The following is a 20,156-nucleotide window of genomic DNA, read 5'->3' on the forward strand; positions in this document are numbered from 1 at the left end:
GGGGCAGCATCATGCGTTCCGCGTCTCCCATAGCGGACAGTGCCGGAGCGGCCGTTGCGCTGCCCCGGGGCTGGTCGCGGCAAGCGAGGAAGTACCACGCGGTGTCGGTTTAAGCGCGGATGAGCAATGGCTCTCAAACCGGCTGCGGGATATTCAGACGCGGCTTCCGCAAGCGAGTGCCCGGGCTCGACATCGACGCCCTGGTGGCGGAGGGGGCGGCCCTGGGGCGTGGGGCTGCCGGCGCTGCCACTGGAGGATCTGCTGGGCGAACCGCTGGCGGAAGTGCGGCAGCGGCTGGGTCTGGTGCCTCCGGTGGAGTACAAACGCGCCGGCCCTGTTCTTATAAATTGACCTGACCTGACCTGGGAGTTTTGACATGCAAGAAGCAAATGCCCTCACTAGCGGGGTGGTCGTAACCGGTGCCGCATCGGGCATCGGCCGCGCCTGTGCCGAGGTGCTGGCCGCATCCGGGCGGGCGATCGCCCTGTGGGATCTGAACCAGGATTCGGCCAGCAAGCTTGCCGGCGAGCTCAGCGCCGAGCATGGGATTGCCGCTGTCGGGCTGCGGGTAGATGTCGCGGACCCGGCGGCCATCCACACGGCTGCAGCCGCCAGCCGGGAGGCCATTGGGGCTATTGGCGGGCTGGTGCATGCCGCGGGAATGGTGCTGCAAATGCCGGTCGCCGACACCGAGGTGGAGGCATGGGATCGGTTGATGAACGTCAACCTCAGGGCGCTGCTGCTGGCCGTACAAGCGCTGCTGCCCGACCTTGAACAGACCGGGCATGGCGCGGTGGTGGGTATTGGCTCCATCAATGCCACTCTGGGGAACGGCCTGATTCCCGCCTATAGCGCCTCCAAGGGCGGCATGATTTCCCTGGTGCGCTCGCTGGCCGATGATCTGGGGCAGCGCGGTGTGCGCATCAATACTGTGTCCCCGGGGCAGATCCGTACGCCGATGCTGCAGCCGGCCGTGGACGCCCTGCCCGAGGGCAGCTTCGAGCGCCGTATTTTGCTGGGGCGCCTCGGGGAACCTGGTGAAGTGGCGAACGCGGTGGCGTTCCTGCTATCGGATCTGGCCAGCTATATCACCGCCTCGGAACTGGTGGTGGATGGCGGCAACATTTCGTCCCAGCGTTAAGGAGATTGGTAATGCAGAAGTTCGCAGGAAAAGTGGCACTGGTAACGGGCGCGGGCGGTGGTATCGGTCGTGCGGTCGCCTGCGCGCTGGCAGCAGAGGGTGCCAGCGTCATAGTCGCCGATATTGTGGATGCAGGCCGGGACACCGTGGCGCTGATCGAGGCGGCGGGCGGCAGGGCGGCGTTCGTGCGCACGGATGTGCAGAGCAGCGCCGACACCGCGACCATGGTGCGGCAGGCGGTGACCCGTTTCGGCCGCCTCGATATCGCCATCAACAATGCCGGGATCGACCCCGAGGTCGCCCCGGAGGCTGAGTGGGACGAGGCCACCATGGCGCGCATCCTGGGGGTTAATGTGCAGGGGGTGTTTCTGTGCCTCAAGCATGAAATTGCCCAGATGCTGAAGCAGGGTGGTGGTGCCATCGTCAACCTGGCCTCGGCGGCGGGCGTGGTCGGCGTGGTCAACAAGCCTGCCTATACCGCCAGTAAGCACGCGGTGGTGGGGCTCACCAAGGCGTCGGGCCTGCAGTATGCCAGCCGCGGCATCCGTATCAACGCAGTCTGCCCCGGCGCGGTGGACACGCAGATGCTGCAGGATAATCTGGCCGATGGGGTGGACAAGGCCCTGGTCGGTGCCAACCATCCCATCGGCCGCCTCGCATCCCCCGAGGAGATTGCCAGGGCGGTGCTGTGGCTGTGTTCCGAGGACGCCGGCTATGTGGTGGGCCATGCCCTCGTTGTGGATGGCGGGCTGACTGTGCAGTAGTTGCACCTTGCGCCGTCGTCAGGGGTTGAACGCGACCTTGATGGCGCCCTGCTTGCGGTCCGCGGCGATGGCAAAGGCTTCCGCCGCGGCTTCCAGTGGCAGCCGATGGGTGATCAGGGTGGGCGCGATCAGGGGATTGCGCGCCAGCACGGCGGCGGCAATCTCCACATCCCTTACCAGACCCTGGCGCGCCTGGGCCATGGACGTCACCGTGCGCAGCTCCTTCATCATCATTTGCATCACTGGCATGGTCAGGCCACCCCAGTAGGAGGCCAGCATGAGGATAGTGGCGCCGGGCTGACACAGGTCCGCGGCCTGCGCCATCGCGCTGTCGGTTCCCGCGCAATCAATGACCAGGTCATAGTCGTCCGTAGCGCCGCCCAGGGTTGCCCCGAGAATTTCCCCGGCCCGCTTCTGGGCGTCGTGGCGCGCGAACAAATGCACTTTTGACGTCGCCTGGCGGGCAATGGCTGCCGCACACAGGCCGATGCTGCCACCGCCGATGATGGCAACCTTGTGTTTGTCGCTGATGCCCGCCAGGGCGATACCTCGCACCGCTACGGACAGGGGCTCCACCAGGCAGGCATCCTCGGTGCGGATCCCCCCGGGCAGGCGCACCAAACACTTCTCGGGGATGATCAGCTCCTCGGTCATGCCGCCATCGCGGCCCACACCCAGAACGGCCTCCGAGCCGCGCACACACAGGTTGTAATCCCCGCGCACACAGCGCTCGCAGTGGCCGCAGTACACCGTCGGTTCGATGGCGACCGCGGTTCCGTCCATGGTGACGCCGGCGATTTCGTGGCCCAGGGTGAAAGGTATTGGCCAGCCGTCCTGCCAGAAGTGCAGGTCACTACCACAGATACCGGCCGAGGCCACTTTCACCCGCACGCCATCCCCGCTGGGAGCGGGTACCTCGTGGACCTGAACTTCGTGATTGTGACAGCGGACAGCTTTCATTGCGTTTTCCAATTTCGCTTTTAGTAACCCTTAGCTTCAGTGTGTCCTGAATGCCGGTTGGGGACAAGAGAGGAAACAGTGCCCGCATCCCGGGTCATGGACTTGCCACCTGAGCAGTTTATTCATGGGATAATGTGGCGAATACCAATCAGGGAGTTTCCAGCATGGGTCAGGACATGGCGGTTTTCAGGGGCGGCGTCGCAGTCATTACGGGCGCGGGGTCCGGAATAGGGGAGGGGCTCGCCCGGCTCGCGGCGCAGCAAGGCATGCGGGTGGTGCTGGCGGACGTGGCGCTGGATCGCGCCGAACAGGTAGCGGAGGAAGTCCGCGCCGGGGGTGCCGAGGCACTGGCGGTGCACACCGACGTCGCCGAGCCGGAAGCCCTGGACCGGCTGGCGGCCGTGACGCATGAGACCTTTGGCGATGTCACCCTGCTGGTGAACAACGCCGGCATCGAAACCCTCGGCTATGTCTGGGAGCTGCCCGCAGCCCTGTGGGAAAAGACCCTGAATGTCAATATCCACGGCGCCATCCACGGGGTGCGAGCGTTTGCGCCGCGCATGCTGGAAGCGGGCAAGCGCGCCTGGATAGCCAACACATCCTCGATCGGCGGCCTGGGGATCATGCCGATCCAGACCTCCTATGTGCTCAGCAAACACGCTATTCTTTCCTTCAGTGAGTGCCTGTACCTGGAGATGCAGGTGAAGAAAGCGCCTATCCATGTTTCGGCCATCCTGCCGGGGCCGGTGGCAACGCGGATCTTCGAGGATTCCAAAACCGGGGAGGATCCGGTCAACGCCCGGCACCGCGAGATCATGCGCAATATGCTGAAGTCGGACGGCATTACCGGGTTCGAGGCCGCCGAGCGGATTCTGCCGCAGATCGCCGAAGGCCGCTTCTGGGTGTCCACACACCCGGAAACCACCCGGGAGTTTGCCAACAACCGGGCCCGGCATCTGTCGGAACTCTCCGCTCCGTCGCTGCCTCCGGAGGTGCTGGCGGGTCTGGGCGTGGGGTGACGCGGGGATCAGATATCCGGGTGCGCGTTGGCTGCTGCGCGCGCGATGATGCTGTTTTCCAGCGCGCAGAATACGTGACACAGCCCCGTGTCCACGACCCAGACGTCAGGAAACTCGGGGTCGAAGCGTCGGTCCACCCAGCCCCAGTGATAGGGGTGCAGCAGGTATTCCCCCATCAGGCCGTCTATGGCGGCGTATTCCTGTTGCCATACGTGGGTCCAGCGCGATCCCGGGGTGGTCACCCGGCCCAGACGCCAGTTGCGGATCGCCGCCATGTAGCGCGGCATGCCCAGCAGTTCCTGCTCGAAGGTCTCGACCTCCGCGGCCGGCACGCCCTCGCGCACGCTGAGCAGCAGCGTGCGCCAGATGCCCTGGCGCAGACCGGGGTCGCGCTGGCCGCTGGCCACAGTCTGGTAGCAGACGGCATCGGCGCTGGTGAAGCCGGGCAGGCTGCCGAATTCCATTGCTGGTTTGTCGGCGTAGGCGTGCCAGAGCAGGTCTACCGTGAACTGCCCGCCGCCCCAGCAGCCCTCCAGGTTGCGGCCGCAGTGCCAGCCGGCAAGGCCCGGGGCTGCCTCCAACTGCGTGTGCAGGGCGGTCTCGGCCGCTTCAAGGTCGGCGTCCTCCTGCAGAAAGACTTGTACCGTTTCCAGCGCGCTCATGCGTCCTCCAGAGACTGGGGGAGTGGCTGCCGGGCATCACCCATTACGTGGCGCCGCCGCTGCAGACAGAGTTGATCCACCGCCTCCCAGAATGCGGAGACCTCCGGGCCGGCCGTACCCCGCATGGTGTAATAGCCGTAGACATCCGTTACTGCCCACAGCAGCCACAGGGTGTTCGGCTGACCATCGAGCCGAACCGGTGGCGACACCCAGCGTTGGCTGAGGCTGAGCGTATGGCGGGCGGGCAGCCCCGGCAGGTACTGGTTTTCCAGCCGCTGCAACACGGCATTGATGTCATCGGGCTGCAGGACAATCTCGTCAAGAATGTGTACCTTGCTCACAGCAACCTCCGTGGAGAACAATAATGGCGGACAGTTTCAGTGACGAACGCAGCATACTAAACACCTTGAGCGAATTCCCGCGAGTGGTGGATCGCAATGAATGGGACCGTGTCGGCGAGGTGTTTGCCGAGGACCTCAGCTTCAATTACGGCGACGGACGGGAGCAGAAGGGTCTGGCAGCGCTGCTGACACAGTTCCGCAGCTTTCATGATCGCTGCAGCACCATGCAGCATCTGATCGGCAGTGTGCAGCTGGAACTCAACGGTGACAGCGCTGTGACCCGGGCCTATGTGCAGGCCCGGCACCAGGGCAAGGGTGACTACGCGCAGAGCTTCTACGACACCCACGGCGAGTACACCGACCAGTGGGCGCGCCGACCCGAGGGCTGGCGTATCGTGCGCCGGGATGCGCATTGGGTATTGTCTGTTGGCGAGCCAAGGGTGTTGTTTGACGGCTGAATTTTTTGAGTAATTCAAGTGCGCCGGCAAGACATAAACGGTCGCTGTTTGCCGACGTGTCCGGGGCTGGATCGCGCAGAGACTGCGCTCCCACCAGAGACTGCGCTCCCACCAGAGACTGCGTTCCCACCAGAGACTGCGTAGCAGCGACCAGCGATTCAGGATTCCCGTTGCCACACCAGCACCGCGCGGCTCCCGTCCACAATTTGTCCGCGCCCCACTCGCGCAGAACAGGGCTGCCCTGTAGCTCAACTGAAGTCCGAAATATGCTCGTCCACCACGAACATACGGGTGTGGGAGCGATCCAGGAAGTTCTCTTCGTCCTCGGCGATGCGCCCGCCGATCTCCGGCAGCGCGCTCAGCGCCATGGCGGCGTCGTAGGCGGCCTGGTCGGCAAACCAGATTTCGGTGATAACGTCGAAATCCCGTTCCGCGGCTGCCTCGTTGATATAGGCGCCCTCTGGCCAGATGAAGTTGCGCCGATAACCACAGATCTGCGGCAACAGGCTGCGGATCAGCGGTACATGACGGTTCTCGTAGTAGTCGATAAAGGCCTCGCGGGAGAGGCCAGGCTTGCATTTCAGCAGGGCGATGGACTTGTGCATACGGGCGGTCCTATTTTTCGGTGGGCCATTCTGCGCAGAAGGGCGGCATGGCGGAGGCTTGGGCGGTAAACTCGGGGCTGCGCTTTTCCAGGAAGGCCGCAACTCCTTCCTTGCCGTCGCCGGTACTGGTGTAGAACATGGCCAGTGATTCGACGCGGTGGGCTTCCAGCGGCGATTCCATGGCGCTGTTGCGGTAGAGCATCTGCCGGATCAGGGCAACGCTGACCGGAGACCGATCAGTGACCAGGCTGCGGGCAAAGGCACAGGCTGCATCCAGTAGCTCATCCGGTTCCAGCACCTCGCGCACCAGGCCCTTGTTCCGGGCTTCATCCGCATCGAAGATATCCGCCCGATACAGCCACTCCAGGGACTGTTGCAGCCCGACGATGCGCGGCAGCAGCCAGGTGGAGCAGGCCTCCGGGGTAATGCCCAGGCGCCCGAAGACGAAGCCGAAGCGGGCCCTGGTGGAGGCAAAGCGGAAATCCATCGGCAAGGTCATGGTGGCGCCGATGCCCACCGCCGCGCCGTTGATCGCGCCGACGATGGGTTTGCGGCAGTTCAGCATGGCCATGGCCACACGGCCCCCGGTATCGCGCACACCTTGTGAAATCGCTGGATCGTCGAGCCGGTCCCGCAGGTCGCCAAGGGTAGGTTCTAGACTTTCGTCCAGGCCGAAGACATTGCCCTCGATGGAGAGATCCATGCCCGCGCAGAAGGCCTTGCCAGCGCCGGTCACCACGATACAGCCCACACTGTCGTCGTCGCTGGCGCGGTTGTACGCGGCCACCAGTTCGTTGGCCATTTCCACGGTAAAGGCATTGAGGTCGTCGGGGCGGTTCAGAGTCAGCAGCAGCAGGCCGTCGTCGACTTCGTAGCGCAGGGTCTGATAGCTCATGCGGGTTTCCCTTTCTGCAGGGTTTTCAAATTGTCAGATCGGACCGGGGCTCAACCTTGCTCTGCGCGCACGGGGAACTGCTCGAAATAGAAGCTGAAGCGCTCCCGCAGTGCCGCCGGGTCCACTCCGAAATCGCCCTTCAGGTCGTACACCATCTTCCCCTCCTTGCCGCGCGGGTGGGCGTCGATAAAGGCCTGCATCTGCGCCCGGGCTGTAACCGTCAACTCCACCCCCGCGGTTTCGTAGATTTTGGCAACCGTGGCCATATCGTCTGCCATGAATTCGTGGAACAGTATGTCAATGCTCTGCTCGGGCGGAAAGCGCTGCCGGTCCTGTACGCAGGCGCGCAGCAGGTGCTCCACCCGATCGCTCCAGTATTCGACAACCGCGCGGGTGTCGATGCGTTTGCGGCCCATGCGGTAGCCATAGGCAACCATGGTTACAGCCGACTGGATTACCGCCACCGGGTCGCGATGGGTAATGACACAGGTAGCATCCGGAAACACGGCCTGCAGCACCGGCAATTGTTCCAGGTGCTGTGGGCACTTCAGCACCCAGCGATCCGGACCCTGGCGCCACTGCAGCAGCTTGAGGACATCGCGCATGTACTGGTAGTGGGGCGTCTGGTCATGCTGATAGTAGTGGTCGCGCCAGCGCGGGCTGGGCGCGAGCCACTCGAAATTGTAGGACGCGAAATCCGGCCCCATCAGCTCCAGTTCTTCGTGGATATGGTCCGGGTGCATGGGATGCATCGCCGCCAGCAGCGGGGTCACCTGCTGCATGCCCTCCCACGCCTGCTCGCAGCGCAGGTAGCGCGGATCCCCGCCATCGGGCAGAGGCGGCTCTCCCGGCAACGGAACCGGCTCGTAGGACTCCCACAGGGGCAGGGAGCGAAACCGCGTGTCGGCGGCGAGAAGATTGAGCAGGTGGGTGGTGCCGGAGCGGGGCAGGCCGGCGACAATAATGGGCTGGCGGATTTCCTGCTCGAGAATCTCGGGATGGCGCTGCCACTGGTCCTGGATCAGCAGGCGATTGCTGGCGTAGCGCACCAGGTAGCCAAACAGGTTGGCCCGCTGGCTGCCGGTCATGTCGGGATCATGGCCCCATTCGTCCAGCAGCAGTTGCAGGCGTTCGCGGAAGTCCTCCGGGCCGAAATCCGCCAGCCCGGTGCGCTCCCGGGCGGCGGCCAGCACTGCCTCCTCGCTGAAGTCGATTTGTTGCTGTTCCCCGTAGGCGATCGCGGCTCGTTGGATATCAGTCAGCTCGGGGTGGGCGAGGTCGTGTATACGAATGGCAGTAGACATGGGCTGGTTCAGTTCAAGTTATTGGTTGGGAACTTGCAGTTCCGGCAGATGTACCGGGCTCATGTGGCAATGCTTTTATCCTTGCAGTGTAATGCAAGCGTCAAACAGATGGCAGGCTATCGCATGGCGATCCGTCAGCTAAAATCTGTAACAGAATTCAAGGAGTTGAACCGATGAAGTTTTGGCAGTCCCTGGCCTGGTGCGAACCAGAGCAACTGGTGGCGGTAGCGAAATTCGCCGAGGAGTTGGGCTTCGAGGGTGTGCTCAATGCCGATCACGCGGTGTTTCCGGAAACGGTTCACGCACCCTATCCCTATTCCGATGACGGCAAACCGCCCATGCCATCAGATTCGCCCTATCCCGACTGCTGGGTCAGCCTCGCCTTCATGGCAGCTGCCACCACCCGGCTGCGCCTTTCTACCTCGGTATACGTGCTGCCATTGCGCAATCCGTTTGAAGTGGCCAAGGCGGCGGGGTCGCTGGCGATCTTCAGTGACAACCGCTTCGCCCTGGGCATTGGCGCAGGCTGGATGAAGGATGAGTTCGATATCTACGGCGTGGAGTTCAGCGCCCGCGGCAAGCGCATGGACGACATGCTCGAGGTCATGCGCAAGTTGTGGCAGGGTGGCATGGTGGAACACCAGGGGCCGTACTACACTTTCCCCCGGCTCTGCATCGAGCCGGCGCCATCGCGGCAGGTGCCAATTCTGGTGGGCGGTGCCAATGATGCTGCGCTCAAGCGGGCAGCGTTTCGAGGCGAGGGCTGGCTGGGCGCAGGCAATGCGCCGGATGAGGTGCCCGCCATCATGGAAAGACTGCGCCAATATCGTCGCGAAGCGGGCCGCGAGTCGGAACCGTTCGAGACCATCGTCGGCCTTACCACCAGCCCGGATCTGGACACCTTCAAGCGGCTGGGTGAGCAGGGTATGACCGACGGGGTCAATTTACCCTTCACGTTTGCTCTGGGGGCGCGCTCCTCACTGGATGACAAGAAGCGGTTTATGGAGAGTTTCGCCAGGCAGTTTGTCCAGCCGCTGGGTTGAGAGGGTGGGCTGAGCGAAAAACCTGGGGACGGCGCGCCCGCTCAAGGTGTTTCGGGAGCGTACAGCTCGCGCAGCAATTCCGGAGTACTTTCACAGACCTCGGTCAGCACGTCTGCCCGCAGCTCCAGCGCCGCAGGCGGCGACAGCCCACTCAGCGCACCGCCATTTTCCGGCAACCACAGGCTCAGCACTGCGTCGAAGGGAAACCGGCCCTCGCCACTGGGCGCATGGGCCTGGGTGTAATCGACGCTGACGCGGGGCAGGCCGCCTTCCTCCGCCAGTTGCTTGCCCCAGCTGTTCACAGCATCCCGAAAGTTTCCGGCGTCGCCGGCATGAGTCAGCATCAGCATTTGCCGCTGTGTGCCGGCGGGGGCAATATCCCGGGCACTGCCCGAGAGCAGCATTTCCTCTGAGCCTGCGGGGCGAATCAGGCGCTGGTCCATGAACCGTTTTTCGTCCTCGTCCAGAATCTCCCGAACGCGACCGCTGTGCACGCCGGCAACATCCACCCCATCGTCGAAGAAAAATTCGGTGATGACGTCAAAGTCCACCTCGCCAGCGGAGGACACTACATGGTTGCGCACATACTTGCTGAAGGGAAAATAACGGCTTCCCAGGCGGGAGTGGCTGGTTTCGTAGTATTCGCGAAACGCTTCGCGGGTCGAGCCAGGGCGGTGGGAGAGCAGGCAGACAGATTTCATGGCAGTTCCTTCGAGTTGGTCAACGGGCGTTTTTATCAGTATGCGCCTGAGAGCCTGTCGTCATAAAAGTAGCGGCGAAGGTATCGCGCAGGTTGCGCTTGAGGATTTTACCGGACGGGTTGCGCGGCAGATTGTCCACCGTCAGCACTGCCTTGGGCACCTTGAAGCCGCCCAGTTGCGCGGCGCAGTGTTGGATTACGGTGTCTGGATCCACCTGGCAGCCGTCCCTGGCGACCACCACCGCAGTCACCGCCTCTACCCAGTGCGGGTGGAGCAGGCCGATCACTGCAACCTCCGACACTTCCGGGAGCTGGTAGATCACTTCTTCTACCTCGCGGCTGGAAACGTTCTCGCCACCGGTCTTGATCATGTCCTTTTTGCGATCGACGATGGTCAGGTAGCCTTCGCTGTCCATGACTCCAAGATCGCCGCTGTGGAACCAGCCGCCCTCGAATGCCGCCGCGGTGCGCTCCGGATCGCGGAAGTACTCGGTGAGCAGCTGCGGCGAGCGGTGCACCACTTCACCGATCCCGCCCACGGCTACGTCGCGGCCCGCGTCGTTGACCACCCGGGTCTCCGTGTACAGCGCCGGGCGGCCCGCGGATCCGGCCTTGCGCAGCTGGTCGGCCGGTTTGAGGATGGTGGCCATGGGCGCCATCTCGGTCTGCCCGTACAGGTTCCACAGGCGAATGTCGGGCAGGCGGGCATGGATCTCCTTCATGATTTCCACTGGCATGATTGAGGCGCCGTAATAGCCCTTGCGCAGATTGCTGAGGTCGGACTGGTCGAAATGCTCACTGCGCAGCAGCGAGATCCAGACTGTGGGCGGGGCGAAGAATGAGCTCACCTGTTCTTCGGCCAGCAGGCGCAGCAGCTTGGCCGGCGTGTTGTCATCGGTGATGATGTTGCGCCCGCCGGCCTTGATCGCAGGCCCGAGGAAACAGTCGAGCTGGGCGCAGTGGAACAACGGCAGGGCGTGCAGGGTGGTGTCTTCCTCAGCGATCTCGGCATCGATCAGGCAGGCGCTGTATTGCCACAGGATTGCTGAATGGCTCAATACAGCGCCCTTGGGCGCAGATTCAGTGCCGCTGGTGTATATGATCTGCGCCGGAGCATTGGCGTCAATGCCGGGATTGTCGGTGTAGTGGCCGCCGCTGCATAGTTCGCCGAAGGGGATCATGCCTGCGGGTGTGTCGTTGGCACTGTCGCCAGCCAACCAAACCAATTGCTCAATCTCCGGGCATTCCGCTGCCGCGGCCAGCGCCTTGTCACCCTCGGTTGCGCCGACGAACAACAGGCGGGCCCCGGAGTGCCCGAGAATGTAGGCAGTCTCCCGCGCGTTGAGCATGAAGTTGACCGGCACCAGGATGGCGCCAATAGCGGCTACGGCGTAACGCACTGCGGCGAAGGCGATGGAGTTGCGGGAGAGAATGGCCACCCGGTCACCCGGTTGTATCCCCATGTCAGCAAGGCCGCCGGCAACGCTCAGGCACAGGTCCCGGAATTCGCGGTAACTCAGGTCGCGCTCACCCTGGCGCAGGGCGAGCTTGTCCGGGTGGCGACGGGCACTGCGATGGAGTGTGTCAAAAAGCGTCTGGCGCGCTAGCGTCTGCGTGTTCATTGCTGGTGTTTCCATGGGAGCTTCCGAAACCGGCGTAACCGCTTGAGGCCAAGGTTACTGCATCCGCCGCAGCGCCGGAAGGCCAAAAGGGATAGGGGGATCAATGGCGTCAAAGCACCATATAACCGCCGTCGCTGACCAGCGTGTGTCCCGTGGTATAGCTCGACAGGTCGCTCGCCAGATACAGCACCGGGCCGATAATCTCATCGGTCTCTGCCACCCGCTTCTGCAGGCAGGCGTTGATCGCGCCGTCCATATAGCCCGGTATGTTGGCGGCACTGTCAAACAGGTCGGAGTGATAGCTTCCCGGCGCCAGGCTGTTGACGCGAATGCCCTTGCCAGCCCACTCGGCTGCCATTACCTTGGTCAGGGCATCCAGTGCCGCCTTGGTCGCGGCGTAGAATCCCACCAGCGCCGAGGGCTTGAGTGCACCGACGGAAACAACGTTGATGACCGAGCCGCCGCCGTGCTCTGCCATTCGCGGCGCCATGCGGGAAGCCAGGTACCAGGGTCCCTTGGTGTTGACGTCAAAGAGCTTCTGGAACAGGTCCACCTGCAATTCGGACAGTTCACCCATCACCGGATTCATGCCGGCATTGTTGATCAGTATATCGACATGCCCGAAGGTGTCGTAGGCACGGGTTATCACGGTATCCAGATCCTCGGTGCGCCCCATATGGGCCGCCAGCGCCAGTGCCTTGCGACCTTTGCCGCGTATTTCCTGAGCCACTGCCTCGCAGTTCTCCAGGCGACGGCTGACGACAATGACATCGGCGCCGGCGTTCGCCAGTCCCAGGCTCATGGCCTTGCCCAGCCCGCGGCTGCCGCCGGTAACCAGCGCCACTTTTCCCGTCAGATCAATGGTGTGCATGAGTGGTCATCCTTTTTATAGTGGGTTGATCGCCACCTTCGGCGCCACCTTGTCGAAAAAGTTGCGCAGGGTACGCCAGCTGGTTTCCGCGTCCAGTCCACCCACCAGCGGGTGCAGGACATAGGCGTCGTTCGGCGCCAGCGAGGGCGCCTTCTCCAGCACGGTTTCCGGTCGCACCACCTGGTAGGTGCCCAGGGCCTTGAGCGCATCCGCATCCATGGCGCTGCTGAACATCATGTCCAGGTCGGAGCTGCTCTGCCAGCGGGCGTAGCAGTTGGTCTCGTAAAGGGCGCAGGGCGCCAGCCGCTCCCAGTCCTGTTCCGGCGTTTCGGACACGTAGAGAAAGGAAAAGGCCATCTCCGCCTGGAAGCGCGGTGCCTTGCCCAGTTTTTTGCACTCGGCTACGTAGATCTCATTGAGGTGTGGCATGCCGGCGATAAAGCCGTCGCCCTCCCGGGCAGCGCGCCGTGCCGCCGGTGCCGCGCTGCCGCCCATGAGAATCGGCGGGTGCGGGGTCTGCAGTGGTCCTGGGGTAATGTGGGCGTTACGTCCACGGAAGCGGAAGGGCTCTCCGCTCCAGGCCCGCTTCAGGGTCTGGACCCCCTCGTCCATCAGGGCGCCGCGCTGCTTCGGGTCCACCCCGAACATCTCCATCTCGGAACCGACGTAACCCCCCAGCAGCAGGACTTCCGCACGACCGCGGCTGAGATGGTCCAGCACCGCCACATCTTCCGCCACCCGCAGGGGATCGCTGAAAGGCACCAGCACGTTCACCTGCAGGCGCACATTGCGGGTAATGCGCGCCGCGGCGGCGGCGAGCACACTGGGGCTGGGCAGATAACCGTCCTCGCTGCCGTGGTGCTCGCAGAAGTTGATGGTCACCGGATAGCCCTGGGCATCGATCCAGGCGATCTGTTCCAGGGCCAGGTCGTACATGTCCGCCATGGAAAGTTGTGTGGTTTCCGCAGGGGCGCGGCATTCGTATTTAACGCAGACAAAAGCCATTGCTTTCTCCATCAGGGGGCGGCCTGCGCAGCCGGCCCGGATTGCATTGTTGCCCCGGCGCCCTATAGGGCTGCCCCGGGCGTTCAGTTTCGACCTACACTTCGTCTGGAACCTTGAAATAGTGCTGATAACGCTGGAACAGCTGGCGCTTGCGCGCGTTCTCTTCCTGCTCCCCAATGCTGTACTGGTGTCGGCCAAACTTGCCCTGGGGCTTCTGTTGCAGATAGCCCTGCATCGCCTGCAGGGCGGCGGGTTCCAGGTTCAGGCCCATCTCCCGGTACAGCGCCTGCAGCGCGTCCAGCGGCTGATCCACAAGCTGCGCATAGAGGAAATTGTGCAGCTGTTGTTCCGGCACCGCGCCCGCGCGCAGCAGGTCGACGACCCCGTTCAGCCGTGCGGCACCTGCTTCCGGTGTCATCAGATTCTCGAAAGCGCCGGCGTCGAAGGGCTGGCTGCTGCGCATCCAGTACAGGGTGCCCAGCAGGTTGGTGACCGAAGCCTGGGCGACGACAGGATCGCGGTGGGTGATCACCACCCGCGCGTCGGGGAAGGTGCGGAACAGCACCCGCAGATTGCCGAGATGGGAGGGCGCCTTCAGCAACCAGTGCCGGCGCGGGTTGCGCCACTGCAGCAATTTCAGCATGCGCTTGTAGTAAGCGTAGGCGTAGTCCAGGTCCTGCTGGTAGTACCAGGCGTTGTAGCTCGGAATCTGGTACTGGCCCGGCAGGTTCTCGGTCAAGAAGGTGCAACTCATCGCGACGATACATTCATTGGGGATATTGGCCCCCATCTCGTGCATGGCTGCATAGGTGGGCACCACCCGGCTCCACTGGGTGACCAGGTGCTGGCAGCGTTCGATCCGGGGGTCGCTGTGGTAGCTTGCGGTGTCCGGTGGCGGGTAGGGAAACATCATTTCCCAGTTGCGCGGCGAACCAAACTGGCTGTCCTGTGCCAACAATTCAAACAGGATGGAGGTGCCGGCGCGGGGCAGGCCGGTGACGAAAACCGGGTGCTCGATCTCCTCCTCGTCGATTGCGGGGTGTTCTGCGTAAGCGGCTTCGATGCCCAGCCGCGCCTCCAGCCAGCGCAGGATGTCCGAGCGGGTCATCAACCGGCCCAGCAGATGCAGGTCGGCTTCCTCCTCCAGGGCCTTGAGGAAGACGTGGAAACCCTCCAGCCACTCGTCGCTGCCAAAGTCGTCGAAGCCCGTATTGCGCCGCGCGGTGGCCATCAGCTCCTCGGCCTGCAGGGGTACAAGGCTGCGGATATCCATGTGCCGGCCCTCGTCGATCACCTGCTGTACCCAGTCGGGGCGCGGTGGGGGTGTCCAGCTGCTCTTCATGGCATGTAGGCGCCGCCGCTGACGGAAATCAGCTGGCCGGTGATGTAGCCGGAGCGCTCCGAGGCCAGGAACAGGGCCAGCCAGGCAATGTCTTCCGGCCGCCCCAGGCGCGGGATGGGCAGGCCGCTCATGTTGTAAAGGGTACCTTCCTGCAGGGCCTTTTCCATATCCGCCGGCTTGCCCATGGTATCGAAGCCGAAGCGGTTCCAGAAACTGCCTGCGCCGACGTCATCGGCTTCATGGGGCACGATCCAGCCGGGGCAGATGTTGTTCACCCGCACGCCCTTGCCCGCCCACTCCCAGGCCAGGCCCTTGCTGAAACTGTTGACGAAGCCCTTCACGCCGCCGTAGTGAACAACGTTGGCTGCCGCTTCGCCGAGCAGGGAGGAGTTGGAGGAGATGTTGATGACGCTGCCGGTCTTGCGTGAAAGCATGTCCTCCGCCACCGCCTGGCAGCAGTTGACCACGCCGTCCACATTGAGCGCGATTTCCCAGCGCCGGGCGTCCTCGTCCAGCTTATCGAAGTCGGAGGGGTGGGCAACGCCGCCTGCGTTGTTGACCAGCACGTCCACCGGACCGAATGCGGCGTTGGCGCGCGCTACCATGGCGTTGACACTGGCGCGGTCGGTAACGTCGGTCTTCACCGCCAGCACCCGTCCCGGCAGCCCCTGCTCCGCCGCTTCCGCCGCCAGCTTCTCACCGGTGGCGGCGTCCCGCGAGGCGCTGACCACGTTGAGCCCCTCGCGGGCGAACTCGAGCACCAGGCCGTGGCCGATGCCGCCGCTGCCGCCGGTGATGACGGCGGTCTTGCCTTGCAGTTGCAGATCCATGGGCAGCTCCTCGGGTATTTGGTAAAAATGTCAGACGCCGAAGCGCTGGATGGTGCCGCTGCGGCGCGCGGCAATCTGCGCGGCGCGCTCACGTGCGTCCACCCGCTTCACGTTTTCCGGAAGATGGCGGTCCAGCTCACTGAGCTTGATCTGGGTGGCCTGCGGAATTGGATAGTGGTCGGCCTGCATCCAGCGCACAGTGACATAGCCTTCCTGAAAACCGGCAGGGTCCAGCCAGTTGGCGTGGCCGGTGTCCGCGTGGGCGATGACGAGGATCAGCTCGCCGTCATCCTCCAGTCGGGCATAGTGACAGTTGGTGTTGCAGAGCACGCTGCGATAGTCCATGGAGCACCACCAGTAGTTGCCAAATTCCACAGCCCAGTAATGCGCCTGCGGCGGCTTTACCCGCACGATAATCACCTCGTCCGTGGGTAGCTGCCAGTAGGCTATCAGCGGTTCACCGCCGGGCGTGGCGTCGATGGCGTTGTCATCCAGCTGGCGGTACGAGAGGAACGTGTTCGGCTGCACTTTCCAGCGCTCGATCATGTCCGCCCAGTAGCTCAGGGAATCTCCTACCCAACGGGATACCGCGTCCAGGCCTCTGCCCAGGCGCTCGGGATCCATCACCTTTGCCGGTGCCGGGGTGTCACTCAAGCGGTCGATGCGTGCGTGCATGGGCTTTTCGTGTTCCCAGTCGGCAAAGAACTGGCGAAAGGTGACCCTAAACGTGTCCGGCGAGGTTTGCAGCCAGTTGCCCGGATGCGGGTGCGGGCTGCAGATAAGCTCGAAGCTGCCGTCCGGCTCTACCTGTAAATCCTGACCGAACAGGGCGTGGGCGACGCCGCCACCCCAGGGTGTGTTGCCGGTTTCCACGGCGGTGACCGCGAAGTAGCGAGCGTTACCGCGATAGCCGCTGATACGATAGGTGTCGGTGCCGTTGATGGGGGCGCCAAGGTAGACGGCGTCGGGGTTATCGCCCCCCTGTTTGCGCAGCGGGTCGAAGTAGTGCAGCAGTTCCGGGTGCAGGGGGTCGTCGTTCTCCAGGAAGAACTGCATGCCCAGGCCAATGTTCTGGGCCAGGCAGCGGAAGCCGGCGCTGCGGCTGAGGTCGCCCCCGGGTACGCCGTCGCGGAAGGGAATGCGGCCGGCGGCCTTGAGCTGATCGCAGAACTGGTCCCAGGCCTCAAGCAGTTGCTGGTCCCTGGACCCATGGTCCCGGTTGTTCATCCGCTCACTCCTCATTTTTATCGGGTTGACCATCGTGGGCCGTGAGATCGCCGCTGACAAGCAGGCCACCGCGAAATGCCCCGGCATTGGTCTACATCTTTAGTCCAGATCACCACTTGCCCGCTCCGGCCCTGTTGTAAAGCGACCCGCTGGATTACGGTTCCCCCTCAAAGCCTTCCCGGGGATATGCTGTGCACTACCTGAAATCGGCGATCGCGGTTGCATTGGTCTACGCAACGCGCGGCCTTGGTGCAGTGTCGCTATTGGCAGTTCTGTTGGGCGTCGCTGGTGTTAAAGCCGTAGCCGCTGCCCCCACTTCATCGCGGCCAGACCCCGCGGCAATTATCGAACACCGGCAACAGGCGCTCGCTTACGTGGCGGGGCTACAAGCCTATTTTTATGGCTACCCTGTGGTCGACTACCTGCGCGTCATGCGCGACCAGATCACACCGGAACGCGATCCGGGTGGCGTCTATGCCCCGGTCAACCAGATAGCCTTCCAGGATAACCTCGCAGAGCCGGGTGGACTCTATGCCGGGCGAGGGCCCAACACCAGCACCCTGTACTTCACGGCGTGGATGGATCTGACCGATGAGCCCGTCCTGATTGAGGCGCCGGACACAGATGGTCGCTATTACGTACTGACCTACGCGGATATGTACTCCGAGGTCCAGCACAGCGGGCGCCGAACCACCGGTACGGGCGCACAGCAGATTCTTGTGGTCGGGCCGAACTGGCAGGGCGAGGCGCCAGAGGAAGTGCAGATCATGCCTATGCGCACCCATCAGGCCTACCTGCTGGGCCGGGTGTTGGTGGACGGCCCGGATGACCTGGCGGCGGCGCGACAGGTCATGTATCGATTCCGCATGACGGGTGCGCAGCGTCCTCCGGCGGATTTCGCACTGCCGGAGCGGGAGGCGCTTACATCGCTGGCTTTCTTCGAGGTGCTCAACAGTTTCCTGCGCGAGAACCCGCGTATCGAGGGCGAGGAGCTGTTGATGGCTCAGATGAATCAGGTTGGCATAGGGCCCAACGCGGAATTCCTGGCGCGTAGTGTGCCCGCGGGGATACGGCGCGGCCTGGAGCGCTACGCGGTGACAGATCGCATGTCCGACCTCAAGAGGCGTGCCGACGGTTCGGTGGTGGTGCGGTTGCAGCAGACCCGCCCTGATACGGAGGGTGTCAATTGGCTACCTGTTAACGACGGGCCGTTGTTTGTAACTCTGCGATTCTTTGAGCCTGCGGCGGAAGTGCTGGCGGGCGAGTATGCACCCCCCGCGATCAGGCGATTGCCCTGAGCGTATAATCTTTAGTTACACAGGAGAATCAGGCGCATGCGTGAGCGACTCAACAACAAGGCCATCATCGTCATCGGTTCCGGCACCGGCATTGGTGCCGCAACGGTCAAGCAGCTTGCAGCGGAGGGCGCTCACGTCTGTGTGGCGGACATCAATTTGGATGCTGCAACCAAGGTCGCGGAGGACGTTCGCGTCGCTGGCGGGCGAGCTTTTGCCCTGCCGATTGATATCGCGGATGAAGGTACGGTCAACGAGGCGGTCGGCCAGGCCGTCGCCCAGCTGGGTGGCCTGGACGGTGCCCATGTCAACGCCGCGGACCTCCGTGTCATTTTCGAGGACAGCGATGCCCTGGCGGAAGATCTGGCAGTATTCGACCGCACGTTGCAGGTGAATCTGCGCGGCCATCTGCTGTGCACGCGTGCGGTGCTGCCACACCTTCTGCAGCGGGGCCAGGGGGCGATTGTCTATACCAGCTCCAGTGCTGCGGATGTGGGTGAGAATACCCGTCCGGCCTATGCCGCAGCGAAGAGCGGGCTCAATGCCCTGATGCGCCACGTTGCCTCCCGCTGGGGGCGGGAGGGAATTACCGCCAACTGCGTGGCGCCGGGGTTCGTGTTCACGCCAGAGATGCAGGCCGGCGGCCAGGTCCCGCAGGAGCTGCTGGACGGCATGCTGGCGCGGATTCCCGGCATCCGTCTCGGCCAGGTCGAGGATATAGCGGCGGTTGTCGCCCTGCTGCTGTCGGAACAGGGCCGCTGGATCAACGGCCAGGTGTACAACGTCAACGGTGGGGCGCTGATGCGCTGAAAGTTTTTGCTGCCAAGGTTTGGAAAGAGGAGCTGATATGAGACTACCCCCGAGAGAAATCCGCTACGGCGGGGCGATGCTGGACCAGAAGGAAATAGATGCGGTGGTCAAGGTGATGGAGACCAGCATGGTGGTTGCCGGCCAGACCTCAAGCTTTGAAAGCCGCTGCGCCAAACTGCTGGGCAAGGAATACGGGGTGATGGTCAACTCGGGCAGCTCGGCGCTGCTGCTGGCGGTGCGCCTGCTGGACCTGCCGCCCGGTTCCGAAATCCTGACGCCGACCCTCACTTTTGGCACCGACATCTCCAGCATCGTGCTCAACGGCCATATCCCGGTGCTGGTGGACGTGGAGCCCGATACCTATCAGATCGACATCGACCGTATCGAGCCGCTGATTACACCCAAGACCAGGGCCATGCTGGTGCCCAATCTGGTCGGCGGCATGCCCGACTGGGACAGGCTGCGCGCCATAGCCGACAAGCACGGCCTGAAGATCATCGAGGACAGTGCCGATACCCTGGGTGGGACCTTCCGCGGTACTCCCGCGGGCAACCGCAGCGACATCAGCATTACCAGTTTCTCCATCTTCCATATCATCACCTGCCTCGGCAACGGCGGCCTGGTGGCGATCAATGACCCGGCGCTGTGGGATCGCGGCCTGATGCTGCGGGCCTGGGGTCGTTCGTCGGAGAAATACCTGTACGGTTCCCGGCAGCAGGAGAGCGATGGCCGCTTCCTGGAAGACCTGGGCGACATCGAGTACGACGGCATGTTCATCTTCGAGGAGCTGGGCTATGGCTTTATTCCCAATGAGGCCGGCGCCGCTTTTGGCCACGAGCAGCTGAACAAGCTGGACGAATTCACCCGGCTGCGTCAGGAGCGCTTCCGCCTGCACGACGAGTACATGGACAGCCACAGCGAGTACTTCATCAAGCCGCGCGTGTCCGGGGATGTCTTCACTACCTGGATCTGCTACCCGGTGATGCTCCGCCCGGAACTGGGCTGGAGCCGCCGCAAGTTGCAAGTACATCTTGAGGAAGCGGGCATTTTTACCCGGGTGATCTTCTCCGGCCATGTGGCGTTACAACCGATGATGAAGGAGGTGAACTACCGCCTCGACCCTGCCGGTTACCCCAATGCGGAGCGGGTCATGCGCCACGGGCTCATGCTGCCCTGCCATCCCACCATGACCAACGAGGACTGCCAGTATCTGTATCAGGTGCTGGATGACTTCATCGGGCAGCAATCGGCTTGACGGTTAC

Annotated in this window: 22 protein-coding genes; 9 read left to right on the plus strand and 13 right to left on the minus strand. The window is 63.4% G+C overall.

From position 1 onward, the window contains the following. Positions 1 to 126 precede the first annotated feature (126 nt). From Q6D67_RS14705 to Q6D67_RS14715, 3 genes are read left to right on the plus strand one after another with little or no spacing between them, the layout of a single operon-like run. Positions 127 to 351 (plus strand): hypothetical protein, encoded by a 225-nt coding sequence (locus Q6D67_RS14705; protein WP_304706420.1) that lies wholly within the window; start codon positions 127 to 129, stop codon positions 349 to 351. A 25-nt stretch (positions 352 to 376) separates the two neighbouring features. Continuing rightward, complete coding sequence (locus Q6D67_RS14710; RefSeq protein WP_304706421.1) at positions 377 to 1,141, plus strand: SDR family NAD(P)-dependent oxidoreductase; 765 nt, start codon at positions 377 to 379, stop codon at positions 1,139 to 1,141. A gap of 11 nt (positions 1,142 to 1,152) precedes the next feature. Then, a complete protein-coding gene (locus Q6D67_RS14715) occupies positions 1,153 to 1,905 on the plus strand; it encodes a glucose 1-dehydrogenase (RefSeq protein WP_304706422.1) in 753 nt (250 codons plus the stop codon). 18 nt (positions 1,906 to 1,923) lie between these two features. Here the strand turns inward: Q6D67_RS14715 and Q6D67_RS14720 are convergent, their stop codons facing one another. Further along, positions 1,924 to 2,865 (minus strand): zinc-binding dehydrogenase, encoded by a 942-nt coding sequence (locus tag Q6D67_RS14720; protein ID WP_304706423.1) that lies wholly within the window; start codon positions 2,863 to 2,865, stop codon positions 1,924 to 1,926. A 164-nt stretch (positions 2,866 to 3,029) separates the two neighbouring features. Here Q6D67_RS14720 and Q6D67_RS14725 point away from each other — a divergent pair, with 164 nt between their 5' ends. Next, positions 3,030 to 3,884 (plus strand): SDR family NAD(P)-dependent oxidoreductase, encoded by an 855-nt coding sequence (locus Q6D67_RS14725; RefSeq protein ID WP_304706424.1) that lies wholly within the window; start codon positions 3,030 to 3,032, stop codon positions 3,882 to 3,884. A gap of 8 nt (positions 3,885 to 3,892) precedes the next feature. On the opposite strand, the gene Q6D67_RS14730 is transcribed toward Q6D67_RS14725, so the two are convergent. Both Q6D67_RS14730 and Q6D67_RS14735 read right to left on the minus strand, forming a co-directional pair. Further along, complete coding sequence (locus Q6D67_RS14730; RefSeq protein ID WP_304706425.1) at positions 3,893 to 4,546, minus strand: Dabb family protein; 654 nt, start codon at positions 4,544 to 4,546, stop codon at positions 3,893 to 3,895. Continuing rightward, positions 4,543 to 4,887, minus strand: a complete 345-nt coding sequence (locus Q6D67_RS14735) for a hypothetical protein (protein ID WP_304706426.1) — start codon at positions 4,885 to 4,887, stop codon at positions 4,543 to 4,545. The genes Q6D67_RS14730 and Q6D67_RS14735 overlap by 4 nt, the downstream gene beginning before the upstream one ends. A 23-nt stretch (positions 4,888 to 4,910) precedes the next feature. On the opposite strand from Q6D67_RS14735, the gene Q6D67_RS14740 reads away from it, so the two are divergent. After that, a complete protein-coding gene (locus Q6D67_RS14740) occupies positions 4,911 to 5,345 on the plus strand; it encodes a nuclear transport factor 2 family protein (protein ID WP_304706427.1) in 435 nt (144 codons plus the stop codon). Between the two features lie 248 nt (positions 5,346 to 5,593). On the opposite strand, the gene Q6D67_RS14745 is transcribed toward Q6D67_RS14740, so the two are convergent. Genes Q6D67_RS14745 through Q6D67_RS14755 form a run of 3 tightly spaced genes read right to left on the minus strand, consistent with a single transcriptional unit; the run spans position 5,594 to position 8,149 of the window. Next, positions 5,594 to 5,950 carry an EthD domain-containing protein gene (locus tag Q6D67_RS14745; RefSeq protein WP_304706428.1) on the minus strand — a complete coding sequence of 119 codons (357 nt, stop codon included), beginning with the start codon at positions 5,948 to 5,950 and terminating at the stop codon, positions 5,594 to 5,596. 10 nt (positions 5,951 to 5,960) lie between these two features. After that, positions 5,961 to 6,845 carry a crotonase/enoyl-CoA hydratase family protein gene (locus tag Q6D67_RS14750; protein ID WP_304706429.1) on the minus strand — a complete coding sequence of 295 codons (885 nt, stop codon included), beginning with the start codon at positions 6,843 to 6,845 and terminating at the stop codon, positions 5,961 to 5,963. 50 nt (positions 6,846 to 6,895) lie between these two features. Then, complete coding sequence (locus Q6D67_RS14755; protein ID WP_304706430.1) at positions 6,896 to 8,149, minus strand: sulfotransferase; 1,254 nt, start codon at positions 8,147 to 8,149, stop codon at positions 6,896 to 6,898. A 173-nt stretch (positions 8,150 to 8,322) separates the two neighbouring features. Here Q6D67_RS14755 and Q6D67_RS14760 point away from each other — a divergent pair, with 173 nt between their 5' ends. Next, entirely contained in the window at positions 8,323 to 9,192 is an 870-nt protein-coding gene (locus Q6D67_RS14760) for a TIGR03619 family F420-dependent LLM class oxidoreductase (protein WP_304706431.1), read from the plus strand. Between the two features lie 41 nt (positions 9,193 to 9,233). On the opposite strand, the gene Q6D67_RS14765 is transcribed toward Q6D67_RS14760, so the two are convergent. The 7 genes from Q6D67_RS14765 to Q6D67_RS14795 form a co-directional block, all read right to left on the minus strand. Next, on the minus strand, positions 9,234 to 9,893 hold the full coding sequence (locus Q6D67_RS14765; protein ID WP_304706432.1) for an EthD domain-containing protein: 660 nt from the start codon (positions 9,891 to 9,893) through the stop codon (positions 9,234 to 9,236). A gap of 19 nt (positions 9,894 to 9,912) precedes the next feature. Further along, positions 9,913 to 11,529: a fatty acyl-CoA synthetase gene (locus tag Q6D67_RS14770; RefSeq protein ID WP_304706433.1), complete on the minus strand. Its 1,617-nt coding sequence runs from the start codon at positions 11,527 to 11,529 to the stop codon at positions 9,913 to 9,915. Positions 11,530 to 11,623: 94 nt separating this feature from the next. Further along, positions 11,624 to 12,385 (minus strand): SDR family NAD(P)-dependent oxidoreductase, encoded by a 762-nt coding sequence (locus Q6D67_RS14775; RefSeq protein ID WP_304706434.1) that lies wholly within the window; start codon positions 12,383 to 12,385, stop codon positions 11,624 to 11,626. Between the two features lie 15 nt (positions 12,386 to 12,400). Then, positions 12,401 to 13,390: an LLM class flavin-dependent oxidoreductase gene (locus Q6D67_RS14780; protein WP_304706435.1), complete on the minus strand. Its 990-nt coding sequence runs from the start codon at positions 13,388 to 13,390 to the stop codon at positions 12,401 to 12,403. A gap of 94 nt (positions 13,391 to 13,484) precedes the next feature. Further along, positions 13,485 to 14,732, minus strand: coding sequence for a sulfotransferase (locus Q6D67_RS14785; RefSeq protein ID WP_304706436.1), 1,248 nt, complete (start codon positions 14,730 to 14,732; stop codon positions 13,485 to 13,487). Further along, a complete protein-coding gene (locus Q6D67_RS14790; protein WP_304706437.1) occupies positions 14,729 to 15,562 on the minus strand; it encodes an SDR family NAD(P)-dependent oxidoreductase in 834 nt (277 codons plus the stop codon). The genes Q6D67_RS14785 and Q6D67_RS14790 overlap by 4 nt, the downstream gene beginning before the upstream one ends. Before the next feature lie 30 nt (positions 15,563 to 15,592). Beyond that, a complete protein-coding gene (locus tag Q6D67_RS14795; RefSeq protein WP_304706438.1) occupies positions 15,593 to 16,789 on the minus strand; it encodes a DUF1214 domain-containing protein in 1,197 nt (398 codons plus the stop codon). Positions 16,790 to 16,980: 191 nt separating this feature from the next. Here Q6D67_RS14795 and Q6D67_RS14800 point away from each other — a divergent pair, with 191 nt between their 5' ends. Genes Q6D67_RS14800 through Q6D67_RS14810 form a run of 3 tightly spaced genes read left to right on the plus strand, consistent with a single transcriptional unit; the run spans position 16,981 to position 20,149 of the window. Next, positions 16,981 to 18,087 carry a DUF1254 domain-containing protein gene (locus Q6D67_RS14800; protein WP_304706439.1) on the plus strand — a complete coding sequence of 369 codons (1,107 nt, stop codon included), beginning with the start codon at positions 16,981 to 16,983 and terminating at the stop codon, positions 18,085 to 18,087. 36 nt (positions 18,088 to 18,123) lie between these two features. Next, positions 18,124 to 18,894: an SDR family NAD(P)-dependent oxidoreductase gene (locus Q6D67_RS14805; RefSeq protein WP_304706440.1), complete on the plus strand. Its 771-nt coding sequence runs from the start codon at positions 18,124 to 18,126 to the stop codon at positions 18,892 to 18,894. Between the two features lie 37 nt (positions 18,895 to 18,931). Beyond that, positions 18,932 to 20,149: a DegT/DnrJ/EryC1/StrS aminotransferase family protein gene (locus tag Q6D67_RS14810; RefSeq protein WP_304706441.1), complete on the plus strand. Its 1,218-nt coding sequence runs from the start codon at positions 18,932 to 18,934 to the stop codon at positions 20,147 to 20,149. The last annotated feature ends 7 nt before the right edge of the window (positions 20,150 to 20,156 follow it).

This window comes from Haliea sp. E1-2-M8 (assembly GCF_030649675.1).
Taxonomy (GTDB): domain Bacteria; phylum Pseudomonadota; class Gammaproteobacteria; order Pseudomonadales; family Halieaceae; genus Haliea.

Coding starts and splice junctions, on each gene's coding strand:
- Q6D67_RS14705 (WP_304706420.1), top strand. CDS start 127: ATGGCTCTCAAACCGGCTGCGGGATATTCAGACGCGGCTTCCGCAAGC.
- Q6D67_RS14710 (WP_304706421.1), top strand. CDS start 377: ATGCAAGAAGCAAATGCCCTCACTAGCGGGGTGGTCGTAACCGGTGCC.
- Q6D67_RS14715 (WP_304706422.1), top strand. CDS start 1,153: ATGCAGAAGTTCGCAGGAAAAGTGGCACTGGTAACGGGCGCGGGCGGT.
- Q6D67_RS14720 (WP_304706423.1), bottom strand. CDS start 2,865: ATGAAAGCTGTCCGCTGTCACAATCACGAAGTTCAGGTCCACGAGGTA.
- Q6D67_RS14725 (WP_304706424.1), top strand. CDS start 3,030: ATGGGTCAGGACATGGCGGTTTTCAGGGGCGGCGTCGCAGTCATTACG.
- Q6D67_RS14730 (WP_304706425.1), bottom strand. CDS start 4,546: ATGAGCGCGCTGGAAACGGTACAAGTCTTTCTGCAGGAGGACGCCGAC.
- Q6D67_RS14740 (WP_304706427.1), top strand. CDS start 4,911: ATGGCGGACAGTTTCAGTGACGAACGCAGCATACTAAACACCTTGAGC.
- Q6D67_RS14745 (WP_304706428.1), bottom strand. CDS start 5,950: ATGCACAAGTCCATCGCCCTGCTGAAATGCAAGCCTGGCCTCTCCCGC.
- Q6D67_RS14750 (WP_304706429.1), bottom strand. CDS start 6,845: ATGAGCTATCAGACCCTGCGCTACGAAGTCGACGACGGCCTGCTGCTG.
- Q6D67_RS14755 (WP_304706430.1), bottom strand. CDS start 8,149: ATGTCTACTGCCATTCGTATACACGACCTCGCCCACCCCGAGCTGACT.
- Q6D67_RS14760 (WP_304706431.1), top strand. CDS start 8,323: ATGAAGTTTTGGCAGTCCCTGGCCTGGTGCGAACCAGAGCAACTGGTG.
- Q6D67_RS14765 (WP_304706432.1), bottom strand. CDS start 9,893: ATGAAATCTGTCTGCCTGCTCTCCCACCGCCCTGGCTCGACCCGCGAA.
- Q6D67_RS14770 (WP_304706433.1), bottom strand. CDS start 11,529: ATGGAAACACCAGCAATGAACACGCAGACGCTAGCGCGCCAGACGCTT.
- Q6D67_RS14775 (WP_304706434.1), bottom strand. CDS start 12,385: ATGCACACCATTGATCTGACGGGAAAAGTGGCGCTGGTTACCGGCGGC.
- Q6D67_RS14780 (WP_304706435.1), bottom strand. CDS start 13,390: ATGGCTTTTGTCTGCGTTAAATACGAATGCCGCGCCCCTGCGGAAACC.
- Q6D67_RS14785 (WP_304706436.1), bottom strand. CDS start 14,732: ATGAAGAGCAGCTGGACACCCCCACCGCGCCCCGACTGGGTACAGCAG.
- Q6D67_RS14790 (WP_304706437.1), bottom strand. CDS start 15,562: ATGGATCTGCAACTGCAAGGCAAGACCGCCGTCATCACCGGCGGCAGC.
- Q6D67_RS14795 (WP_304706438.1), bottom strand. CDS start 16,789: ATGAACAACCGGGACCATGGGTCCAGGGACCAGCAACTGCTTGAGGCC.
- Q6D67_RS14805 (WP_304706440.1), top strand. CDS start 18,124: ATGCGTGAGCGACTCAACAACAAGGCCATCATCGTCATCGGTTCCGGC.
- Q6D67_RS14810 (WP_304706441.1), top strand. CDS start 18,932: ATGAGACTACCCCCGAGAGAAATCCGCTACGGCGGGGCGATGCTGGAC.